Source organism: Bremerella cremea (assembly GCF_003335505.1).
Classification (GTDB): Bacteria; Planctomycetota; Planctomycetia; order Pirellulales; family Pirellulaceae; genus Bremerella; species Bremerella cremea_A.
The window spans coordinates 21,207-41,726 of the sequence record NZ_QPEX01000003.1 but is presented as its reverse complement, the minus strand read 5'-3'; the positions used below and the strand labels follow the sequence as shown (position 1 = coordinate 41,726).

The window sequence follows — 20,520 nt, the reverse complement described above, 5'->3', positions numbered from 1 at the left end:
CAAAAAAAGGAACACTCCATGTTGAAGCGTTTGACTGCTGGAGCCGTGGTTGGTTTGTTGTTGGTTGGTGTTGTCTCGGCGGCGGAAGGTGAATGGAAGCCGTTGATGGATGGCAAGACGTTCGACGGCTGGAAGATCAGCGAGAACCCTGAGTCGTGGTCGATTGAAGATGGGGCGTTTGTCGCCAAGGGAGATCGTAGCCACTTGTTCTACGTGGGGGACGACAAGCCGTTTAAGAACTTCGAGTTCAAGGCCAAAGTCAAAACCGATAAGAACAGCAACGGTGGTATCTACTTCCACACCAAGTTTCAAGAGAAGGGGTGGCCCAAGTATGGTTTTGAAGCCCAGGTCAACAACACCCACGGCGATCGTAAGAAGACCGGCGGAATCTACTCGGTGAAAGACGTGATCGATAACTCACCTGCCAAAGATGGCGAGTGGTTCGACTACTACATCAAGGTCGACGGCAAGCACGTCGTGATCAAGATCAACGGCGAAGTTTCGGCGGACTACACCGAACCGGAAGGGGCCAAGCCTGGCAAGGACTTCACCCGCGTCCTCGACGAGGGAACCTTCGCCCTGCAAGCCCACGACCCCGGTAGCACGGTTTGGTTCAAAGATATCGAAGTCAAGCGTCTGCCAGAGTAACCTTTCCTTGGTGCAAGCCAAACAATGAAAGGCCGCGATGTTTGTCGCGGCCTTTTTCTGTTTCTGTAAGGAGTGCCGGTTACGAATACTCGGCCGCGTCTCCTTCTACCAATCGCCGGAGCGTGTGCGGGAAGTCGGGGATTGCGCTGCGGACGCGGGTCCAAGTGGGCATCTCGTGGGCGATGATCGGGTTTTCGAAGAACTCTTGCCCACACTGTGTAATCAGGCGGGCGAATCCTTCGACCGATTGCTCTTCGCTGTGACGGTCAAAGCTCAAGCCATTGATCACGGCATCGGCATGGTACTGACGAATCGCATCCTGGGCGGCCCGTAAGTAGGCCGATTCCAGCGTGTTAAACATTCCCATGCTAAACACGATTCCGCGGCTAGAGAGGGTGCGGAAGATGCTGTGCAGGATATCGGCGGTCATCTTCATCAAGCCTCGCTGGGCATCTTCCAGCGAAATCGGTTGATGCTTGTGTTCGTAGGGATGCCCCAGGTCGATCTGGCAAATACGCTTGGGGGATGTATTGCGAAACACTTCGGCCAGCGTACCAACTTCCAGCCCCCAATCGCTCGGGATACGATTGGCCCGCACCAACGTCGAGGTGATCGCGAACTCGCCCGAAAGTGGATAGCGGAAGCTGTTGAGAAACACCAGGAAGTCGTCGTTGCCGATCACTTGGATCAACGAACGCAGCAGAGGTGTCATCAGCAAGCGAACGACACGACCATGCATCTTGTCGGTAACCCGGGCGTAGTACGCTTTGCAAAAATCGAAGTCAAATGCCCGGTGAGCCATGGGCAGGCAAAGCCGCATCAGCATGTCGCGGTGGTAGTTGACGATGTCGCAGTCATGTAGCGCCATCGCTTTGATGTCTGGATCGGCCAGCAGGTAGCCGAACGCGGCCCACACAGCCCGCCCCTTGCCAGGGACTGAAACATTGAAGCCCGCGTCGGTAAGCTGTTGCAGCGCCGCCTGACCGCGCGGCCCGTCGGTCCACAGCACGCGGCAGACGTTGCCTAGTTTGGCCGTCAACTGCCGACACTCTTGATAGTCGCTGATTTCGGGTGCACGATTCAAAACAACGACAATCGTTTTCAGAAACTTGGTGCCTTCCAGTTCATCCATAATCCGAGCGAAGGCCGGGGCACGCATGTCTCCGGCGGTTACCGGCAGGATGAGCCCCATCGGGTATTCGCTGGTCGCATCAACCAAGGCTTGCTCTAACTGCTGGGAATCGACGGTGCCAAAATCGTGCAGCGTGGAAATGGGACCATGTTGGATAAAATCGGACAAGCTGTGGGCTCCTGCGGGGGTTAATAAGTAGGAGAGGGGGGGGCGGCCTAAACAGGAACGTCGCGACTAGTCAGGCTCGGTCAGCCAGACAATTTGATAAGGATCGAGCGTGAGCCCCTGACCTTCGACAACGTACTGATCGCTGATCAGATCGTACGTCAGGGTGTGGCTTTGCGATTCGCTCAAGGACAACTGCTGCAAACGATCGGTTAGGTTCGCGAGTACCAAAATCGTTTGCTCTCCGTCGGGGGAAGTACGCTGGAAACCAAAGATCGCAGGGTGGCCGGTCGGGAAGACTTTGCTCGGGCCGTCGGGATGAAACGCTGGTTGCTCGATGCGGGTACGTAAGAGATTCTGATAGCCAGTGAAGATCCGCTGCTGCAAGGAGTTGGGAGCGGCAATCTGGTTTTCCAGTTCCAACCGCTCGAACTTGCGTCGATTGATCCGCCGCGGTATGCCACTCTCTTCGACGCCAGCGGTGTAGTTCCGCGTGCCGACCAGGCTATGGAAATAAATGCCGGGAATTCCCTTCATCGCCAGCATGATCGCCTGCGAGGCCAAAAAACGGGCGGCGTGATGTTCCGGGCTCAGGTCGCCTGGCTTCCCCATCGCATCGACGTAAGTGATGTTCAGTTCGTAAGGACGCTGCGAACCATCGGGCATGGTCCGCATGCCCACCAGACCGCCTCGATCGTTGGTGGCGGTCACTAACTTATCGAGATGCTCTGGCGGTACCAGCCCTTCCAGCGGACGCACGCCAATGCCATCGTGCGAAGCAGTGAAGTTGAAGTAGGTGGTACCTGGCGGAATGTCGTATAGCGATTCCATCCAATGGGAAAGGACCGTTGCGTCCTCGTTCAGGTAAGCATCGTACAGCAGCGGTGGCAAGCTGAATTGATACACCATGTGCGCTTCGTCGGCTTGGCCGAAGTAGCTGATGTTCTCTGGATGAGGAACGTTTGTTTCGGTTAGCAGCAGGACATGCGGAGCGACAATTTCGTTAACCGTGCGGAGCAGCTTGACCGCTTCATGCGTTTCGTCGAGATGGAGGCAATTGGTGCCAAGCGTCTTCCAGAGAAACGCGATCGCATCGAGCCGAATGATGCGAGCCCCGTTCTGCACATAGAACAACAGCACATCCGTCATCGCCAACAAAACTTCCGGGCTGCCGTAGTTCAGGTCGACCTGGTCGGGGCTGAACGTGGTCCAAACGTGCTTTTCGCCGTCGGCGGAAGGAAACGACGTTAACAGGGGCAACGCGCGCGGCCGCACGACCATGCTTAAATCGGTGGCCGGATCGACATCAATAAAGAACTCGTCGTACGGTTTTTCGCCTGCGAGGTACTTTTGAAACCAACTGCTCTGCTGCGAACAGTGATTCGCGACCAGGTCGAAAGCCAGGTTGAAGTCTTCGGCCAGGCCCAGCACGTCGGGCCAATCGCCTGAGTTGGGATCGACTTGCTTGTAGTCGACCACCGAGAACCCATCGTCCGAAGTGTAAGGATAGAAGGGCAACAGGTGGACGGTGTTGATGCAGTTCTGATAGCCGTGATGAACGAGGAACTCTCGCAAGATGGCCAGCGGCGGCTGGGGGCTGTCGTCGGGGCCGTGAAGTTGATCGGCATAGGTGATCAGCACCACGTCGGTTTCGTCCCAACCGGTTCGTTTGGGTTCGGGGATTTTGGTGGAATACGATTCCAGTAGTTCTAAAAGACGCGGCAGAACATCCGTGGCGACCGACTCGCCATACATGCGAGCCAAGTGCTGTTTTAGTTGATTGTGTTGTTCCGACGAGCCGACCATGGAACCTCCCTATTCGGTTTCCTTGTCGAGCTGCTTGGTGACTTACAGGTCGTCCATACCGGTGAAGTTCGTCACCAAGGCCCGCAATTTCCGTTTGAGCACTGAGTAGCTGAAAAATCGCTTGCCGAGCTCGAAGTTGTGCTCGACGACTTCCTGGCGATACGCTTCATCCTCGATCAGGTTTCGTACCTGAGTAACGACGTCCTTGGTGAGGTAGCCGTTCATCGTGACCACTTTGAACCCCTTCGGTTCGATGTCGGTCACGAAAATCGAATACCGATTCACGAGGATCGGTTTTTTGAAATAAAACGCTTCGATCAACGCGTTGCCGAAGCCTTCGTATAGGCTGGGGTAGCTGATAAAGTCTGCTGCGGCGTAGCAATCGCCCAGCGTGTAAAGCTTCTTGCCATCGGGGCCGATGCTGCGTTCTTCGCCGACACGCTCGGCAACGAAACGGATGTCGACATTTTGTCGATCGGCCATCTCTTGCAGGGCGTTCTTGTATTCATCTCCTTCGTCGCCAGATTCGTGCGTGACCACCAATTTGTACTTGGGGTTGTTCAGCGAATTGACCAGCGCGATCGCATGCTCGATCCCTTTGCGCGGCACCACGCGGGTGGGCTGCAAGATCACGATATCATCATACGACAAACCGATGTCTTCTTTAAACGATTCGTGATAATCGTCGCGGACCGGGGGATCTTCGAAGTTAAGGACGTTGGGAACTAGGATCGATGATTGGCCTTTACGGTGAGACAAATCCATTTGCCCAGGCAAGTTAATCGTGACATGCTGCATCGAAGGAAGCGTCGGGGGAAAGGCCATCGAAAGGATGTCACTGACCGCGTTGACGCTAAAACGATCGCGTTCCCAGTAGAAATCGTGATGGTGCGCGATGGTCGGAAACCCGGTTTCCGCGATAAACATCGTAATCGCAACCCCCAGCGGAACGTTCATCGGGATGCAAAGTGCGTTTTGCACGATCATCACTTCGATATTGAAACGCCGGGTAAACTCGTACAGCGTGTGCTTTAAGTATTCTGCCAACGCGAAAATGCGCCGCGAAACTTCTGGATCGCGGGTGGTGGTGCCGAAAATCCGGCGATTGATCCATTGAATGTCAGGATGCCCAAAATAGGCGTGCGGTACCAAGCTGGTAATATCAGGATGGGTATCCATCTTGCCGCCGTACCAATAACTGACGTGCTTGTTGTCCCAGAGGACTTTGGCCCATTTAGCCGCTTCAAGCGAAACACCATCGGTGCCGGCAAAACGGGTTCCTACAAAGCCAATATTATGGCCTGAGATTTCAGGTACGGTCATCATGCGTTATCTCGGAAGGCAGGCCAAAATGTCTGGAAGACTTGTGAGCGTAACATCAGGTTGAATTGGCAACATTCGAGCATCGTCCTTCCGCAGTCGAAGACTGCGCTGGTCGCCGGCGAATAGTGCAGTTTTCATGCCAACTTGCGCGGCGGGCTGGACGTCGTTCAGCATGTCGTTGCCAACATACAGAATATGACACATATCAATCCCCGCGCCGGCCAGCGTTTGGGCAGCGGCCAAATAAAGGTCTTTTCCGGGCTTGGCGACACGATGCTGGTAGGAAAAAAAACAGTTCTCCGGCTGGAAGCCAATTTCCTCAAGGGACGATCCGAGGAAGTATTCCATGATTTTCGGCGTAAAGAACTGGGCATTGCTGATAATTCCCAGGGTAATTCCGCGCTCTTGGAGGGTGTCTAGCACTTCTTTCATATGAGGCATCGGCCACACCGGATTCACCCTCGATTCAAACTCGAGGGCGAAAACGGCTGGGTTAAAATCAGGGGGGACGGTAACCTGATTATTGTCGATCGCGGCGGCAAAAACTTTTTGCCAAATTTCTTCCACAACGATCTCGGGATAAGAAGTGCCTCTTTTAGTGGCAGTTTTGTGATCACCCTGGATCACCGCATAGAACTGCTGCACCATCTCCTCGGCCGGGATTTGGCTGGTCACGCCACAGGCCTGCCACGCCGCTTCTAAGGCATCCCCCTTGGTCATCTCCATCGCCGTGCCCACATCGCCACTGCCACTGACCAGCAGCGTGCCATAGATATCGAACAGCACGGCCTGAATGCCTGGAAGCTCTTTCAATTGCGAAGGCAACTCGGTGGCGATCGGTTCCAGCGGGTGACGGTTGCGATTGAGGATTTCCGTGAAGGGGTTCATGAGCTTTCCAAACGCACAGGATGAAATCGAGTGAGAGCGACAAACTGTCGTAAAATACTGCCAGCACTTTCCAGGCCACTGACCGGGCCCACGGCTTGCTGCATCAGCCGTGCGTATTGATCGCGTAGACGTTCGCCGGTGTCTTGCAAACCGAAGCGGCTGAGGACGACTTTCGCGTTGGCTTCGATGGTGGCATCGAAGTTTGCATTCGGTTGAATCAAGGGACGCATGACTTGTTCGTTCGCGTCGACAATGGCCTCGGCCAAGTCTTTGTCCCGCACAACCGAGTCGATCACTTCACGCTGGGCTGCGGTGGTCAGAAAGGCGAAATCAATCCACTCTTCGCTGAGCCGCTGGTCGAGTTGCTGCTCGACGGTGGTCATCTCCGATAAGTCCTGGCCAAAGTCGCTCAGGACATCTCGATAAAGCTCGATCAAACGCTGGCGATAGTTGGCCAGGGAAAAAAGTTCGCAGCCGCTAATCGGAGAGCGAACAGGAATCCAAATCGCTGGAGTTAAGCTATCGAGCCGCAAGCCGGCCGCTTTGAAGTCGGCAGAAATCTCTGGTAGATCGCGGCCAATGAGTAAGTTCTCGGTCAGCCATGCTTCCAGAAATACGAGCCCAAAACCTTCCGCCACGCTGGTATTGATGATCGCATCGGCTGCGGCCAGGTTCTCGTGAAACGTGAGCCCTTCTTCGCCACCGACATCAAACTTGCAAGGCAGGTTTTTCTCTTGGGCAAACGCCTTCCACATTTCGTACGAAGTCAACTCGGCAGGGTTCACCGGGGCCAAGGTAATGCCAAAGGTGGCTGGGCGGGGGCAAAGTGCCGACCAGAGAACCAGTTCCCCCACATTCTTACGGCGAATGCCACGCACCGGGTAAACCACGTATCGATCTTGTTCCGACACCTTGAACTTCTCCCGTAATTTCTTACGGGCGTCGGCGTAGTGTGGCAGCGGAGGAAATGCGGGCACCGGATTGGGCAGCCAGGTCAAACGATTCTCTTCCACGCCAGCTTGCCGCAAGATGGCGCGATCGCGCGAGTTGAGTACGGCATATTGCACATGCGAGGCTTGAAAGTAAACCTCTTGCATGCCGCTCTGTTGGTCTTGGTAATAAGCGACTTGGCGGCGGTAGTTTTCTGGCCGAAAGTCCTCGGCAAAGTCGTGCAGTTGCAGCAGCAAGCGATACCCATCGCACGCCAACTGCCGCAGCGCCGCCGGCCACGCGACGTTTTTGCCGAGCGTATGGTTGTGGACATGCAGCAATGTCGACTCTGGCGAAAGCTCTAAGCGACGCAGCGCTTCGGCCATGGCGTCGTACGGGGGCGGTTGGTCGGGGGGAACTTCCGTGTCGTAATCGATGCTGGGGATCGCTTCCAGTTCGACGCGGGCGAGCGCTGGCTCTTTCTGCGTCGGCCAACCGGATGCCCGGCCGCCGTAGAATACGACAATTCGTTCGTACTTTTCTCCGGCACCCGATTCATGGAGCGAACGTAGATGATTCAAAATCACTTGAGTCACGCCACCACGATTCAGGTGATGATGCACGATTGCCAGATTCATCGCTTGGTTCCGTCATTGCGAGTCATTTTCGGGCAGTGCATTCTCTGCCGCCTTGTGGACTGTTAAGCTAGACGTGGTAGGGCGGAGAATCAAGTCGGCCCCCCTGCTCTGCCCCCTCTCAGGAATCGGACCTTCATGAGTGACGATGTCGAAAGCTTGCTCGCTTCTCTTTCCGAAGGGAACCAGGCCGCAGCAGATAGGCTTCTCCCGGTGTTGTACCAGGAATTAAAATTGATCGCCAATCAGCATATGCGCAACGAACGGGCCGATCATACCTTGCAAGCGACCGCCCTGGTACACGAAGCTTTCTTGAAATTGGTCGATCAAAATCGGGTTCAGTGGCAGGGAAAAGCTCATTTCTGCGCGGTGGCTTCCAATATCATGCGGCGGATTCTGGTCGATCATGCACGCACGAAGAATGCCGCCAAGCGGGGCAAAGGGGCACAGCGAATCACCCTGGAAGAAGGTCTCGTCGCAGGCGATCCACAAAGCAACGTCGACCTGGTCGAGCTCGACGAACTGCTCACCGAACTGGGCAATCTCAATCCGCGGCACGCTAAGATTATCGAGATGCGCTACTTTGCCGGCATGACGGTCGAAGAGACAGCAGCGGCGCTGGACGTGTCGGTTTCAACCGTCAAAGGAGATTGGCGCATGGCCAAAGCCTGGCTGACTTCGCGTTTGGAAAGCGACCAAGATTCAACTACGGGTTAAGACGGATCACCATGACGCCGGAGGATTATCAAAAACTATGCGCGGCCTTTGACGAGGCAGTCGCTTTGCCACCAGAAAGCCGCGAGCCGTGGTTGGCCAGCCAGTTTGCCGCGCAGCCAGAATTGGCCCAGCAGCTGCGCGAGATGCTCTCGGCAGACGAGAACTCGGTCCTCGATGTTTCGCCGCTGCATCAGCATCTGGCCGCCGACGATCTGACCCCGGCAACCATGCCATTGGACCCTGAAAAAACAGCGATTTCTCGCAACGATAGCGACCCGCTGCACAGCTTGCCCGGTTATCAACTGCTAGATGAGTTGGGGCGTGGGGGAATGGGGGTTGTGTTTAAGGCACGCCAGCTTTCGCCTGAGCGGATTGTGGCGGTGAAGATGATTCTGTCTGGGCAGTTCGCTTCCACGCAAGAGATTCAACGTTTTCGGGCCGAAGCAGAAGCTGCCGCGAATCTTTCGCATGCCGGGATTGTGCCGATTTACGAAGTGGGGCACTTTGAAGGGCGGCACTTTTTTTCGATGGGCTACGTCGAAGGACGCAGCCTGGCCGACATCATTCGCGAAGGGGGGCTCAGCTTCGAGAAGATCGCCGAATTGGTGCTCGAAATCGCGCAAGCGATGGCCCACGCCCATGCCGTTGGGATCGTGCATCGCGACTTAAAGCCTTCCAATATTTTGCTCGATGCCGACAATCGCCCGCGCGTAACCGACTTTGGCTTGGCTAAGCGGATGGATGGCAATTCCGATATGACCTACTCTGGGCAAATCTTGGGTTCGCCTGGCTATATGGCACCTGAGCAGGCTTCAGGACGCAACGACCAAGTCGGCCAAGCGACCGATATTTACGGCTTAGGTGCGATTCTTTATGCCCTGCTGACCGGCAAGCCACCCTTTTCGGCTGGCAACATGATCGAGGCGATCGACCAGATCTGCACGGTGAATCCGATTCCGCCTCGCAAGCTCAACTGGCACGTTCCTCGCCCACTGGAAACGATCTGCCTGAAGTGCATGCACAAAACGCCTTCCGCGCGGTATCGCAGTATGAAGGACTTGGCGGACGATTTGGACGCGTTCTTGCGGCACGAACCGATTAAGGCCAAACCGCTGGGCATGGGAGAACGCATTGTCTATTGGGCCCGTCGCAAGCCAGGCTTAGCGAGCCAGTGGGCCTGTGTGATTTTGTTTTTTCTTTATCACGCGGTTAGTTCGTACATTATCAAAGAGAAAATCTCGGCTGAACCGTGGTTCCGAGTGTCGTCGGTGGTAATTGCCTTAGCGGCAGGCCTGGGGGCTTGGTTCTTTCAGCGAATGTACGAACGCCCCAGCACGCGGAAGGTCGCGATTTACGGCTGGATGACCTGGAATTTCCTGCTGCTGACCGGGCTGTTGTTCTTGGTGCAAGGGGCGGCGAGTCCCCTGTCGCTGGTCTATCTGCTGCTAACGGCTGCCAGTGCCACGCTGTACGAGAAAGGTCTCGTCGGTTACACGATGAGCCTGGCCGCGATTGGCTATATGACGCACGTTCTGGTCGGAGCCACCATTCGCCCCAGCTCTGGCGTCGACTTCTATCAGGCCACCTGCATGATGCTTTCGATTCTCGTGCTAGGCATGATTCAATATTTCGTCGTCCGCCGCATTCGAAACACGCTGGAATCGCAGTAATCAAGCTGCCTGAGAGCAGTCGCCGAATTCAAGGCCCGCGAATTTTTTAGGGTCGTAACTCTAGCAAGCATTCTGGCTTAGCACGACACGCCCGGCGAACTGGCCAAAAAATCTTTCGCCTAGTGAACACTTCTTTTGTAAACAAGCGTTCACGTGTGAGGCAGGCCCAGTTTTGGTGTTGGCAAGCCTCTGTCAGGTGCGTTCGTCGCACCCAAATCGACTCCGGTGCGCACCGTACCCTTCCCAGGAGATGAAGCATGCAAAGTTACGCCATTACCACCGAGCATTGGCAAGCGGCCCTCGAAGTTCCCAAACAAATCGCCCTCGACCTGGCCGCTCCTTTGAACTTGCGTCTGCAGGCCGTGCGGATGGTGCAAGCGATTTTGAAGGTGATCCTCAGCGATGCCAAAGACCGCGAGAAATCGAAGCCGTCGCGCCCATCGCCTAAAGCATCAGAGGTCACGCCGAGGGTGACGGCTTCACCGTCTGTGGATGAAGCGAACCGCTTGGCACCTGTGTTGTCGCAACAAGCTTTGCCGGACCAAGAGACGCACAAAGAGGAAGAAGTGCCCCCGGTGGCTGCGAGTACGGAAGAGGAAACCGAGACCTACGAAGCCGATTCTGCCCCGGCTGCTGACATCGAACAGGTCGAGACGCGGCCACGTTATATTGGCCGCGTCGGACCGCGAAAGTTTCGAGGGAAGCGGAAGAAGTAACCGCTTCCCTAGCAGCCTGTTGAATTTCTCAGATCGGCTACGTTATTGAAATTGGACCGATTGCGGCGTTGTGAATTCCTCGACATATCTCGTGGATATGCCTGCGGTTTCACGCCTTGCACTCACTCCAATCTCAATGACTCGCTCACGAAGCAGAAAATCAACAGACTGCTTGGGCAAACGGCTGGCGGTTAGGGACCGCCGACCACCGTGTACTGCGCGGTTGAGTCACTCGGTTTGGTGACAACCGCCCGGAAGGTTGGCTCGGTCAGTTTCCGTTTGTCTAAGCGGAACGTGATCTTGTGCCGACCAGGCAACACGTTGGCAGAGATGGGCTCACTTCCTTGGAATTCGTTGTCGATAATCCAAACCGTGACGCCAGCTTTCTGGTTCAGTTCGATCCCGATCTTGCCCCCCTCAACGACTTCGATTTCGGCCTGCAGAAACAGAACCGGGCTATCGATTTCGCTCAGTTCGCCTAGTGGCAAGTCGCCGTTGACTTTGCCGTAAAACGGTAGCCAGGCGTCTTCGCCAAGATCGGCGATTTGCGATTCAAACTCGCCAGTGGAAGGAACGTTTTCGCCTTGCAGCGCCGTCGGTACTTCCTTCATCACGCGCCACCGCTGGATGGTTGGTTCGCTACGAATGCCATACGGACCAGGCTTGCCTAGTTCCGCCACGTAGCGGACCAAATCCAGGAATTCGTCTTCCGTTAAGAAGTTGGCCAGCCCTTTAGGCATCAACGAACCTCCTTCCTTTTCCAGGTCGATATCGTCGGTGGGGATGATATCTTCCTTGCCGTTGGCATCACGCAAAACCACGCGGTCGTCGTTGGCATCGACAACCACGCCTTGGTGAATTTTGCCGTCGAAGTCAATGATTGTCTTCATCAGATAGGCCTCTTTCACGGCCATCTCAGGGAAGAGAATCGAATTGATCACGTAGTCGACCGGGCTCGTGGCACCGACTGGACTGAGGTCGGGACCGATCTGCCCACCGGCACCGCTGATTGCATGGCACTTCAAACAGCTTAAATCTTTACGGCGGAAAATCTCCTCGCCTCGCTGTGGATCTCCTTTCTCAAGCACCTTCGCTACAAGGGCTTGAAGCTGTTCGTCGGTGAGCGGATCGGGATTGTTGTCGATGCCAGCGGCGGCGCTCAACACGTTGACCAAGGCCTGATCGGATCGCCCGACCGAGTACATTTGACGAAGGCACATCTTGGCAATGTCGGCGTCTAGCTTCTTGCCTTCTAAGGCTTTCGCCAACGCATCCGGACCTTTAGTATCGGCCAGAAAAGCGTCGATCATTTCTGCCGGATCGGTCGAGGTATCGGCAGTGGTCAGCACCTCGGCGGCGGCCTGGGCGGCTTGGTCGATGTTGATGTTCGCCAAGGCAGAAACCCCCAGGTAACGGATAACCAACGGTTGGCTGGCATCGGTCAACTGGGCAACCGTTTCTGCCGTTTGACCGCTGCCGGTTTCTATCAGCGAATCAATCGCGAGGCGGCGTAATGTGCGAGGCTGGTTTTGGTCGAGAGCGATTTGGGCGAGCGTGTCGGCGGTTGCTTGAACCTTCCAGAGGCCAGCTAGTTCGACCCCCAGCTTCTTGAGGGCCGCATTGTCGCTGCTGATAAGCCCGCTCACCGCAGAAAGGTCGCCAGCGGGAGCTAGGTTACGGCTTTCGCTGGCCTTTTTCAATTGCTGCAAGGTTTCTAGCTTGAGCGTGTCGTTGAAGCCAGCGGGCTTGGTTGCCTCGTGAAAGAGGATGCCCAAATTCTCGGCGTTGCCCCGTTCGGCGATCATGCCAACCACGGTGCCCACGCGAGATTCGGGAAGCTTGCCACTTTTCAGCAGACGCACCATCCCATCGGTTGCGCCTTGGGCAAATGCGTGCTGGGGGGCTGCCGCTACCAACACGAGCGCGAGCAGGCAGCCAGAAAGAAAGAATCGATTCAACATGGTTGTCAGATCCAAAGGGAGGCGGGAAATCGATCGAAAAAAAGAGTCATCCTCGCCGGGTGAGGATGACTCTCGTTTGAGTCACACAACGTACGTGGGAACTACTCCTGGTTGGCACGCTTTTCGAGCGTTGCCAACGTTTCCTTCAACGTGTACTCAAGGTAGTAATCTTGATCGTGAATCAAAGATTGAAGAGCAATCTCTTGGGCGCGGTCGAGATCTTCGCCGTCGAAGAAGCTCAGGGCCCGAATCGCTTCCAGGCGAACACGTGGGTGTTCGTCGTTGACTTGCACTTCCAACAGGTCGAGTGCGCCAGGGACGCGGTCACGCCAGTAGCACAGCACGCGCGTCGCCGCAGCGCGGGCACGGAAGTCGCCGTCGGTTAGCATGCGCTTTAGCAGTTCGGTATCGACCACGTCCAGGTTCTGCTTCACCCACAAGCCTTCCAGCATGTTATGGCTGTAGTTCGGATCGTTCTCGTCCAGTTCGCTTATCCATGTGTCGACCGCAGCAGAAACCTTGTCGGGATCATGGTTACGAAGTTCACGCCGAACGCGATAACGTGTGCGGTATTCTGGTTCCTTGAGCAGTTCCAACAGTGCTTCGATCGGTTGATCGGCAATTTGCGGAGCTTTGACAAGGTCGTTGCCGGTGTAACGAATACGCCAGATTCGACCATGGTGCTTATCCCGTTTCGGGTCACGCAGCGAGTGTTGCATGTGACCGACCAGCGGGTTGTACCAGTCGACAATGTACAAAGCCCCATCAGGGCCGAACTGAATATCGACCGGGCGGAAGCTGGTATCCTTCGAGACTAACAGTGGATCGACCGGGTCGGCATGGAAGCCGCTACCGTCATCCTTCATCTTGTACTGCAGAATCCCTTGGAAACCAATGCAGTTGTTCAGCAGGTAATTGCCTTGGGCCGATTCGGGGAAGTTGCGGCTGGAGACCAATTCGCAGCCAGCGGTTGGCCGCCACTGCTTCTTGAGGAACTGCTGCATGCTGCCATGCTTATGGGGATAAACCACATCGCCACTAAAGGCCGTGCCGTAGTAGTTGGCGCCACCGGAAGCGTCGGCGACGAAGTTTTGTCCCCAATCGTCAAACGTGTGTCCCCAAGGATTGGCGAACCCGTACGAGACAAAAACATCAAGCTTGTCGGTCAGTGGCTCGAAGCGGAAGATGCCGGCGTTCTTCAGGCGTTCCGGCCCGTAAGGGGTTTCGACTTGCGAGTGATGGAACGTCCCTTCTTGGAAATAAAGCCCACCACCAGGCCCCCACGTAAAAGCGCTGATCGAGTGGTGCGAGTCGGCGGAATCGAAGCCATGCAGAATGAGCGTTCGTTCGTCTGCTTTATCGTCGCCATCGGTATCTTTCAGGAACATCAAGTTCGGCTGCTGGGCGACGTAAGCTCCGCCGTCGCCGATTTCGATACCGGTGGGAACATGCAAGCCGTCAGCGAAGGTGATGCTTTTGTCGGCGGTTCCGTCGTTATCGGTATCTTCCAGAATCAAGATCTTGTCGTCCGGCGGTGTACCAGGCAGGTACATCGGGTAGTTTTGCATGGTGGTGACCCACAGCCGCCCTTTCGCATCGAACGCCAGTTGAACCGGGTTTTCTAGTTCGGGAAATTCGACTTCGGATGCGAACAGATTGATTTCGTACCCTTCCGGCAGCGAGAACGTTTTCTGCTCGGATTCCGGCGAGAAGATATCTACTGGGCGATTGACGTTCGTTTCGATACGAGTGAACTCGCCGGTGTTGCTATCGTCGATCTCGGCTGGCACGCTTTCGCCGTTTGCGACTTGCCAGATTCGGTGGTCGCGATTGACGATCATCTTCCGCAGTTTTTCAAACTCCGCCGGAAAATTCACCACGCCGAAGGGATTTTTTCGGTCACCATAAATGTAGTAACCATTGACCGCGCGGTGATCGTAAAAGAACTGCAGGTCTTTCTCTTTCACTTCCGGGTAAAGTTTGGCCAGCTCGGTTTTGTACTGCGGAGCAGGGCCGAAGAGGTCTTCATCGAGCAGTTTGCCGAAGACTTGATACCCTTCGTCGTTTAAGTGAACGCCGTTGATCGTCAGATTGGTATCTTGATCCATCGCTGGCTGCATGGCGGTAAACATATCGGCGAAGGGAACGTTATTCCGCTCGGCCACGGCTTGCATCAACTTGGTATAAGCGGCCAGGTTTTCGTTGTTTTGTTTGCCATCGGGCAGGAACCGCGAGTGGAGGTCTTCGTGCGGGATCGGCGAGACGAGGACCAGTTGTGGGGCCTTGCCGTTGTACTTCGTTTCTTGCGTCTTTTTGATGAATTGCTCGAGGTCTTTCTCGAACTTGGGCAGCCCTTCTTTGCCGGCGAACGATTCGTTGAAACCAAAGAAGGCGAAGATCACGTCTGGCTTATGGTCTACCAAGCGGGTGCCGTGATCGTCGAAGTTTTTGCTACGAGGGCGAAGCGTCAATTCGTCGGCCGACCATCCTAAGTCGCGCACCGTCAGATTCAGTTCCGGAAAGCGGGCTTGCAGGCGTGTTTCAAAGTGGGGGAAGTACTGCATCCGTTCGGCCAGCGTGTTGCCGATGTAGACAATCTTGTCTCCCTTCTTCAGTTCTAACTTGGGGGCCGCAGAGGCGACCGAAGAAGCAAGCAACGACACGCTGAGGCCCAAAATCAAGGCCGCGAAAGACGTGGGTCGGGTCATAATGTTCCTGTGAGTTCCAAGGGGGTGAAATGCAAGCATGGACGAGGATGGGAGCCTCTGTGCCTGAAACGCTTGTTGGGCTTCGGCTGCTCATCGCTGGTAGGTAGGTTGGTTCGTGGCAAGTGCTAGGAAACCGCCTGTAAAGGGACTCTCTGACGCGCGTCCCTTCTTTTCGGGGTACTCTCTTACCTCAATACGAACTTCCCGATTATAGCCCTGAAAATACCCAGCTTGAAAGATTCTGCGGTCTATTTGAGAACGTTAGCAATTGGGAGCGAACTAGGCAAATGTCTCGCTAGTGCGAGAAAATACGGCCTAAATTCCGTGATGCCACGTGATAGAGGAAGGGCTTTTGCCGTGAAATTGTTTTCAGAATGTATTTTGAAAAAAACTGGCAACAGCATGCGCGATCGTTGCTTGGGGGACTAACCCGCGAAGGCTGGCTTCGTGCCATGCACACGCAGGATGCGGAGGACTTCGCAGACGGTGCCTGCATCGCGGTTCAAGTGCGTGTGTTTCGAGTTGACCATGATCTCGGTTTGAACGCCGGGGAGGCGAGCACTGGAAACCGGAACCACGCCATCGCTTTGCCCATCGTGGATTGTCCACCAGCCGTTTCCCAGGATAGTGTGCGTGGAAACGCCACGAGGAAGCGGTAAGCGGTAAATGCCTTCCAGAAGCAGGCTATCTGGGTTCACCACGTCGAAGCTGGTGGGGAAACGGGTTCGCATTTCCTTCCGAAACGCGGCCGGGTTGTTTTCGATTAACTTTTTGTGGGCTTCGATCAAGGAAGGATCTTGATGAACCAGCGCTGCCGAGACATGTCCCAGTTTGCCGCAAGCATACGAGGAGCCTTGGTGTGGCGTGCCAATAAATACGACGCGTCCTACGCTGGGGGAATGGGTGAAGTAAAACATCCGCCGCAAATAGGCGCTCATCTTCGGATCGGTATCGAGCGTGTTGACCGGCTGGAAGGCGACATGCTCCCAGAGCGTGTTGCCGCTATCGGTGATTTGAAGCTTAGCCAGCAGACCACCCATGCTATGGCCGACTAGCACGACGTTTCGGAGATCGCGATCGAAGCCGCTGGGGTCGATCTCTTGGATCAGGTCGTGCAGCTGTTCCCGCATGATGGCCGCCGTTTCCATGAACGGAGCCCCAGTGGGATAGTGGAACGCCCAAATTTCGTAGCGCTCGGCCAGGTCGGGATTGCTATCGATTTCGTTGGCGATGCCTGCCCAAGTATACGGAGCAGAAAGCAGCCCATGGACGAAGACCACGGGGATCTTGCCTTTGCGATGCGGTTCCATGACGAACAGCCCGCGATCCTCGACGTTATCCATGGGGTGCAACGCTTCAAGCGTCGATTCGCCCCGTGTGTTACTGAGTAGGAACGCGTAAGGAGCGGTCGTGTCCTTGGCCAAGGGGACTTGATGGCAGTTTAATTCGACGTCGCCCGATTGTTTGGGATCGTACAGTTCCAGGCGAGCAACCACTTGTTCGACATGGGTGCCATCCGGGATGGCTGCTTCGGTGGTGGCATCAAACGCTTCGACTTCGCACTCGGGACGCAGGATGGCGGTTGCCGCGAAAGGAAGACGATCGGGGTACCAGCGATCGCCCGGTTTGCGCACACGCTCGACGACCAACGGCACACCAAGTCCTGGCGTCTTGTGCTTGGTGAGGAGGTAACGCGACTGGTAATCTCCGACAACGTGCCAACAATCGAAGTCTTCGGCCGTGCGTTGGAAGTTGATGTATTCGAATTCGACGATGCGGTAACTACCGTTGACCGGCAGCTTGATCCCCACCTTCTTATCGATATGCCCGGTCCGCTCGGCGATGAAGATTAGACGGGCAATCGACGAGTGGTAGACTTCCCAGGCCCGCCCGGTAGCCTTGGTGGTTTTCGGTTGTGGGGGAACCAGTTGCAGGTAGCGATACGCAGCGATGGCGGCATCGAGGAACATATTCATTGCCGACTCGTCGAGCTGCTTGTCGGCGTCGACCGCCATCGCGTAGTAGGTTTCGGCCTGGCGTAGCTGCACGTCTGCCGATTCAGTTTGCGGGATCGGCTGTTCGCGAATGCTCGGCAGGTAAAGCGTTTCCCCTTCTAACAGGTCGCCTTGAAAGAACTCTGGCCCAGGTTCCAAGAACGGAGCTTCGAGCTGAGGGGCTGGACTCCCCTGGGGTGTTTCAATCTGCTCGCCACCTTGGTTGACGGCATTGGGCATCGCGGAAGAACGCCCGATAGGCCGACCAATGACTTCTTCGGCGGCGGCATTCGAGGAAACGTTCTGCAAGGTAACGCCGGGAAGGAACGCTTCCTCGTAGGCACACCGTTGGATGGGACTAGCGGTTTCTGCAGGGGCGTTCCACGAAGCGAGAGAAACCGCTTGATCATCAGGCGAAAAGGTTTCGAGCGAGGTTACATCGCACGGATTGCACCAGATACCAAATGGGTATTGCGACTTGGGATTCGATTCTGGGCAGGGGGCGACCATTTTCGGATCGACCCAGCGTCCCTTGCGGCACATTGCGCAGCCAGAGGCGATCTGAATAATCAGAATCGTGATGCCCAGCGTGGCGAATGTCGGCTTCCAGCGGACCACGGAGATTGCTTCCTGCGATTGAAGGTGGGGGAGTGCGTCGTGCAGAACACGACATCGATTGGCTTTGTCCCGAAGGCAGTCGACCTCAGGACGAACCAAACCGCACAAGGTTACCCCACGATTAAGGTCCGCGCAGACAAATAGAACGACGCAGGCGAAAAAATCACCCTACCCCGCTAAGGAAAGCGTCGATCGTAATGGTGCTAGCGTTTGTGCGAGATTGACAGCCGGTTAGCTGACAGACTCGGAGCGTTGTTTGCTGAATAGGGCCGACTGCCAGCGAGCTGCTCGGTCGATGTGTTGTTGCACGATGGTGCAAAGTGCCTCGCGTTTGATCGGTTTGAGCAGGAAGTCGGAGGCCCCTTTTTCGACCGCTTCGGTCACCAGCATCCAATTGGAATGGCCGGTGAGGAAGACAACTTGCGTCCAAGCGTTGCGCTGCTTGGCGAACACGAGAATCTCCATGCCGTTGATATCCGGCATTTCGATATCGCTGATCAACAGATCACAGCAATTCTCCGATATCCACTTCTGCGCCTCTTGCGAGTCGGTAAAGTCGATTAGTGTCAGCTCGTCGCCAAAATTTCCCCGCAAGATGGTTTTCAGCAAGCGGACAATCCCTGGGTCATCGTCCAAGATAACAGTGGTGAGCTTGCGGTTTGACATGGTGATGTTGACCCTTGAAGTTTACGAAAACGCCTTTGGCGGGGTGCAAGTGTATGAGGTAAAGTTAGGTTACAATTACCTAAATAGTGGCTCCGGCGTCGGGAGCCCGCAATGATTAAAGCAATCCCAGTTTAGGGCGGAGTAGCGATATTATGGAAAATAACGATTTGGTGCCGGTGCGGACTTGTCAGAGCCACGAAGAAGCGACCATCATTCAAAATGCCATGGAAGGGGAGGGCTTTTCTTGCGTTTTAGATAATGACCACCAAGGTGGGTTAACCGGCGTGTTGGCGATTCGCCTGATGGTTCCTGCCGATCAGTTGGCGCGAGCGAAAGCCTTCCTGGACGAACACCACGCCGACTAGCGGCGCTGGCGAGCTAAGCGACTACTGAATGGCTTCGACCGCTGCGGTAACTTCGGTGATCGCAGCGGTCATGTCGTGCCCGGCCAGGCAAAGAAGTGGGCCATGCACGTTTTGCTGAACGGCTTCTCTCAGCCGTTGCTCTAAGGCATCTCTTGCCTCAGGCGGCCACCAGGCGCGTTCGATTTCGTCGACCGACTCCGGGGCTGGTAGCCACAGGATGACTAACCGGGGCAGCGTTGGCAGCGAAGCCCCCGGCGCCGATGTTCCTGAAAGGACGTCCGGTAACTTCGACCACCACGGTAGCAAGCTTACCGCATAGCCAGGAGGTGGCCCCCAGGCCGTGGCTGCTTGACGCAGCGAGCGATCAAGCAAGCTGGGAAGCTGATCGACCGATTCTGGCCAAGCTTCTGCCGGCGGTGTGAACACGACTTGCTGCCCCAGTTTGTGTTGAACTTCTGCACACAATCGCCAGGTCGTAGGACCAGGGGGGGAGGCAATTTCAACAACGGGGGGCGAGTTGGCGAGCTGTTGCCATAGCTGGCCAATAGTCGCGCCGAGTTGCGGATGAAACATTTCCGCAGCGATCTCGGCAGCAGGCTGCATCACGAAGCGGCGAAAGCTCATGCGGGGATGAGGAAGCGTGAGTCGTGGCGTCTGCCGGATCTCGGTATCGTACAGCAGTAGATCGAGATCAAGACTACGAGCCCCCCAACGCAAGTTGCGGACGCGGCCATGCTGATGTTCGATTTCAATCAGCTTCTGGTGAACTTGCTCTGGCGAAAGGGACGTTTCGTACTTCGCCGCCGCATTGATAAAGTCTGGCTGACCTGCTGGGCCGCCGACCGGCTTGGTGACGAGCAAGCTGCTTTGGGCTATGCGTGTGAAATCGGGATCTGCCGCGAGCTGATCGATGGCTTGGGTGACGGTTTCGCCTCGATCGCCAAGATTCGCGCCCAAGGCAATCAGGATAGTGGCCACAATCGTTTCTTCACCGGCCGCAAAGGAAATGTTAGCTCATCGCGTTCAAGGATACCATCGCCAGAAAAACGCTAAAAAGCTTGAAGGGATCTCCGTAAACAAGGCCCGCAGGCCTGTCGCAGTCGTTCCGTCGGTCGTCGCCCTTCATGCTTTTTAACGGAGAGGTTACTAACCTTGTGCGACAAATCCTTTTGCCGGAAAGCAATTCTCCCGCAAGACTTCTATCGCCTCAAATCTCTACTACCGGGCTGGCGGTTGGCCGCTGGCAAAAGCTTGTTGTTGTCTGGCTCTATCCCGGCGCGCAATAAACCCATCGGAGGGCCTTGTATGCGAGCTGGGAACCATCGGTCAGAACGACCAATTTGTAACAAACAACTAACAAGTTAAGGAGGAGGAGAGAGGCGTTTCAGACGTGATTAGCGTCTTGTGGTTCCAATCAACATAGGGACTAATTTTGCGAAGCGACGACGAGTTGTCAAGCAACCATGGTAATCTTTTTTCCATAAACAATGATCTACGAGTTTTTTGGTGTGGAAAAAAGACAAAAATGAAATCGAGATCTCACGTGAAAAGTTTTACAAGTAATAAAGTGTGTAGTTG

At 55.5% G+C, this 20,520-nt stretch carries 15 protein-coding genes; 5 read left to right on the top strand and 10 right to left on the bottom strand.

Annotation, left to right across the window (positions count from 1 at the left end):
• The first annotated feature begins 18 nt into the window (after positions 1 to 18).
• A complete protein-coding gene (locus DTL42_RS00195; protein WP_114366655.1) occupies positions 19 to 648 on the top strand; it encodes a 3-keto-disaccharide hydrolase in 630 nt (209 codons plus the stop codon).
• Between the two features lie 79 nt (positions 649 to 727).
• Here the strand turns inward: DTL42_RS00195 and DTL42_RS00190 are convergent, their stop codons facing one another.
• The 5 genes from DTL42_RS00190 to DTL42_RS00170 form a co-directional block, all read right to left on the bottom strand.
• Positions 728 to 1,948, bottom strand: a complete 1,221-nt coding sequence (locus DTL42_RS00190) for a glycosyl transferase (protein ID WP_114366654.1) — start codon at positions 1,946 to 1,948, stop codon at positions 728 to 730.
• A 66-nt stretch (positions 1,949 to 2,014) separates the two neighbouring features.
• Positions 2,015 to 3,751 carry an alpha-amylase family glycosyl hydrolase gene (locus tag DTL42_RS00185; protein WP_114366653.1) on the bottom strand — a complete coding sequence of 579 codons (1,737 nt, stop codon included), beginning with the start codon at positions 3,749 to 3,751 and terminating at the stop codon, positions 2,015 to 2,017.
• A gap of 42 nt (positions 3,752 to 3,793) precedes the next feature.
• Entirely contained in the window at positions 3,794 to 5,077 is a 1,284-nt protein-coding gene (locus DTL42_RS00180; RefSeq protein WP_234824015.1) for a glycosyltransferase family 4 protein, read from the bottom strand.
• A 3-nt stretch (positions 5,078 to 5,080) separates the two neighbouring features.
• Positions 5,081 to 5,962 (bottom strand): HAD family hydrolase, encoded by an 882-nt coding sequence (locus DTL42_RS00175; RefSeq protein WP_114366652.1) that lies wholly within the window; start codon positions 5,960 to 5,962, stop codon positions 5,081 to 5,083.
• Positions 5,959 to 7,530 (bottom strand): glycosyltransferase, encoded by a 1,572-nt coding sequence (locus DTL42_RS00170; protein ID WP_114366651.1) that lies wholly within the window; start codon positions 7,528 to 7,530, stop codon positions 5,959 to 5,961. Before DTL42_RS00170 ends, DTL42_RS00175 begins: the two co-directional genes overlap by 4 nt.
• A gap of 135 nt (positions 7,531 to 7,665) precedes the next feature.
• On the opposite strand from DTL42_RS00170, the gene DTL42_RS00165 reads away from it, so the two are divergent.
• The 3 genes from DTL42_RS00165 to DTL42_RS00155 all read left to right on the top strand — a co-directional run bounded on the left by DTL42_RS00165 (position 7,666) and on the right by DTL42_RS00155 (position 10,630).
• Positions 7,666 to 8,244, top strand: a complete 579-nt coding sequence (locus tag DTL42_RS00165; RefSeq protein WP_114366650.1) for a sigma-70 family RNA polymerase sigma factor — start codon at positions 7,666 to 7,668, stop codon at positions 8,242 to 8,244.
• Positions 8,245 to 8,255: 11 nt separating this feature from the next.
• Positions 8,256 to 9,914: a serine/threonine-protein kinase gene (locus DTL42_RS00160; protein WP_114366649.1), complete on the top strand. Its 1,659-nt coding sequence runs from the start codon at positions 8,256 to 8,258 to the stop codon at positions 9,912 to 9,914.
• 257 nt (positions 9,915 to 10,171) lie between these two features.
• Complete coding sequence (locus tag DTL42_RS00155) at positions 10,172 to 10,630, top strand: hypothetical protein (RefSeq protein ID WP_114366648.1); 459 nt, start codon at positions 10,172 to 10,174, stop codon at positions 10,628 to 10,630.
• Between the two features lie 191 nt (positions 10,631 to 10,821).
• Here the strand turns inward: DTL42_RS00155 and DTL42_RS00150 are convergent, their stop codons facing one another.
• From DTL42_RS00150 to DTL42_RS00135, 4 genes are all read right to left on the bottom strand, one after another.
• On the bottom strand, positions 10,822 to 12,591 hold the full coding sequence (locus DTL42_RS00150; RefSeq protein ID WP_114366647.1) for a hypothetical protein: 1,770 nt from the start codon (positions 12,589 to 12,591) through the stop codon (positions 10,822 to 10,824).
• A gap of 101 nt (positions 12,592 to 12,692) precedes the next feature.
• Positions 12,693 to 15,299 (bottom strand): PVC-type heme-binding CxxCH protein, encoded by a 2,607-nt coding sequence (locus tag DTL42_RS00145; protein ID WP_114366646.1) that lies wholly within the window; start codon positions 15,297 to 15,299, stop codon positions 12,693 to 12,695.
• 425 nt (positions 15,300 to 15,724) lie between these two features.
• Complete coding sequence (locus DTL42_RS00140) at positions 15,725 to 17,911, bottom strand: esterase/lipase family protein (protein WP_114366645.1); 2,187 nt, start codon at positions 17,909 to 17,911, stop codon at positions 15,725 to 15,727.
• 231 nt (positions 17,912 to 18,142) lie between these two features.
• Positions 18,143 to 18,577 carry a response regulator gene (locus DTL42_RS00135; RefSeq protein WP_114366644.1) on the bottom strand — a complete coding sequence of 145 codons (435 nt, stop codon included), beginning with the start codon at positions 18,575 to 18,577 and terminating at the stop codon, positions 18,143 to 18,145.
• Between the two features lie 152 nt (positions 18,578 to 18,729).
• Here DTL42_RS00135 and DTL42_RS00130 point away from each other — a divergent pair, with 152 nt between their 5' ends.
• Positions 18,730 to 18,942, top strand: a complete 213-nt coding sequence (locus DTL42_RS00130) for a DUF2007 domain-containing protein (RefSeq protein WP_114366643.1) — start codon at positions 18,730 to 18,732, stop codon at positions 18,940 to 18,942.
• A gap of 21 nt (positions 18,943 to 18,963) precedes the next feature.
• Here DTL42_RS00130 and folK read toward each other — a convergent pair whose 3' ends face one another.
• Complete coding sequence (folK, locus tag DTL42_RS00125) at positions 18,964 to 19,920, bottom strand: 2-amino-4-hydroxy-6-hydroxymethyldihydropteridine diphosphokinase (protein WP_114366642.1); 957 nt, start codon at positions 19,918 to 19,920, stop codon at positions 18,964 to 18,966.
• Between the last annotated feature and the right edge of the window lie 600 nt (positions 19,921 to 20,520).

Bases quoted from the DNA above. Each gene is read 5' to 3' on its own strand.
- DTL42_RS00185 (WP_114366653.1), bottom strand. From the start codon at position 3,751: ATGGTCGGCTCGTCGGAACAACACAATCAACTAAAACAGCACTTGGCT.
- DTL42_RS00130 (WP_114366643.1), top strand. From the start codon at position 18,730: ATGGAAAATAACGATTTGGTGCCGGTGCGGACTTGTCAGAGCCACGAA.
- DTL42_RS00145 (WP_114366646.1), bottom strand. From the start codon at position 15,299: ATGACCCGACCCACGTCTTTCGCGGCCTTGATTTTGGGCCTCAGCGTG.
- DTL42_RS00180 (WP_234824015.1), bottom strand. From the start codon at position 5,077: ATGATGACCGTACCTGAAATCTCAGGCCATAATATTGGCTTTGTAGGA.
- DTL42_RS00160 (WP_114366649.1), top strand. From the start codon at position 8,256: ATGACGCCGGAGGATTATCAAAAACTATGCGCGGCCTTTGACGAGGCA.
- DTL42_RS00155 (WP_114366648.1), top strand. From the start codon at position 10,172: ATGCAAAGTTACGCCATTACCACCGAGCATTGGCAAGCGGCCCTCGAA.
- DTL42_RS00170 (WP_114366651.1), bottom strand. From the start codon at position 7,530: ATGAATCTGGCAATCGTGCATCATCACCTGAATCGTGGTGGCGTGACT.
- DTL42_RS00165 (WP_114366650.1), top strand. From the start codon at position 7,666: ATGAGTGACGATGTCGAAAGCTTGCTCGCTTCTCTTTCCGAAGGGAAC.
- DTL42_RS00135 (WP_114366644.1), bottom strand. From the start codon at position 18,577: ATGTCAAACCGCAAGCTCACCACTGTTATCTTGGACGATGACCCAGGG.
- DTL42_RS00150 (WP_114366647.1), bottom strand. From the start codon at position 12,591: ATGTTGAATCGATTCTTTCTTTCTGGCTGCCTGCTCGCGCTCGTGTTG.
- DTL42_RS00195 (WP_114366655.1), top strand. From the start codon at position 19: ATGTTGAAGCGTTTGACTGCTGGAGCCGTGGTTGGTTTGTTGTTGGTT.
- DTL42_RS00175 (WP_114366652.1), bottom strand. From the start codon at position 5,962: ATGAACCCCTTCACGGAAATCCTCAATCGCAACCGTCACCCGCTGGAA.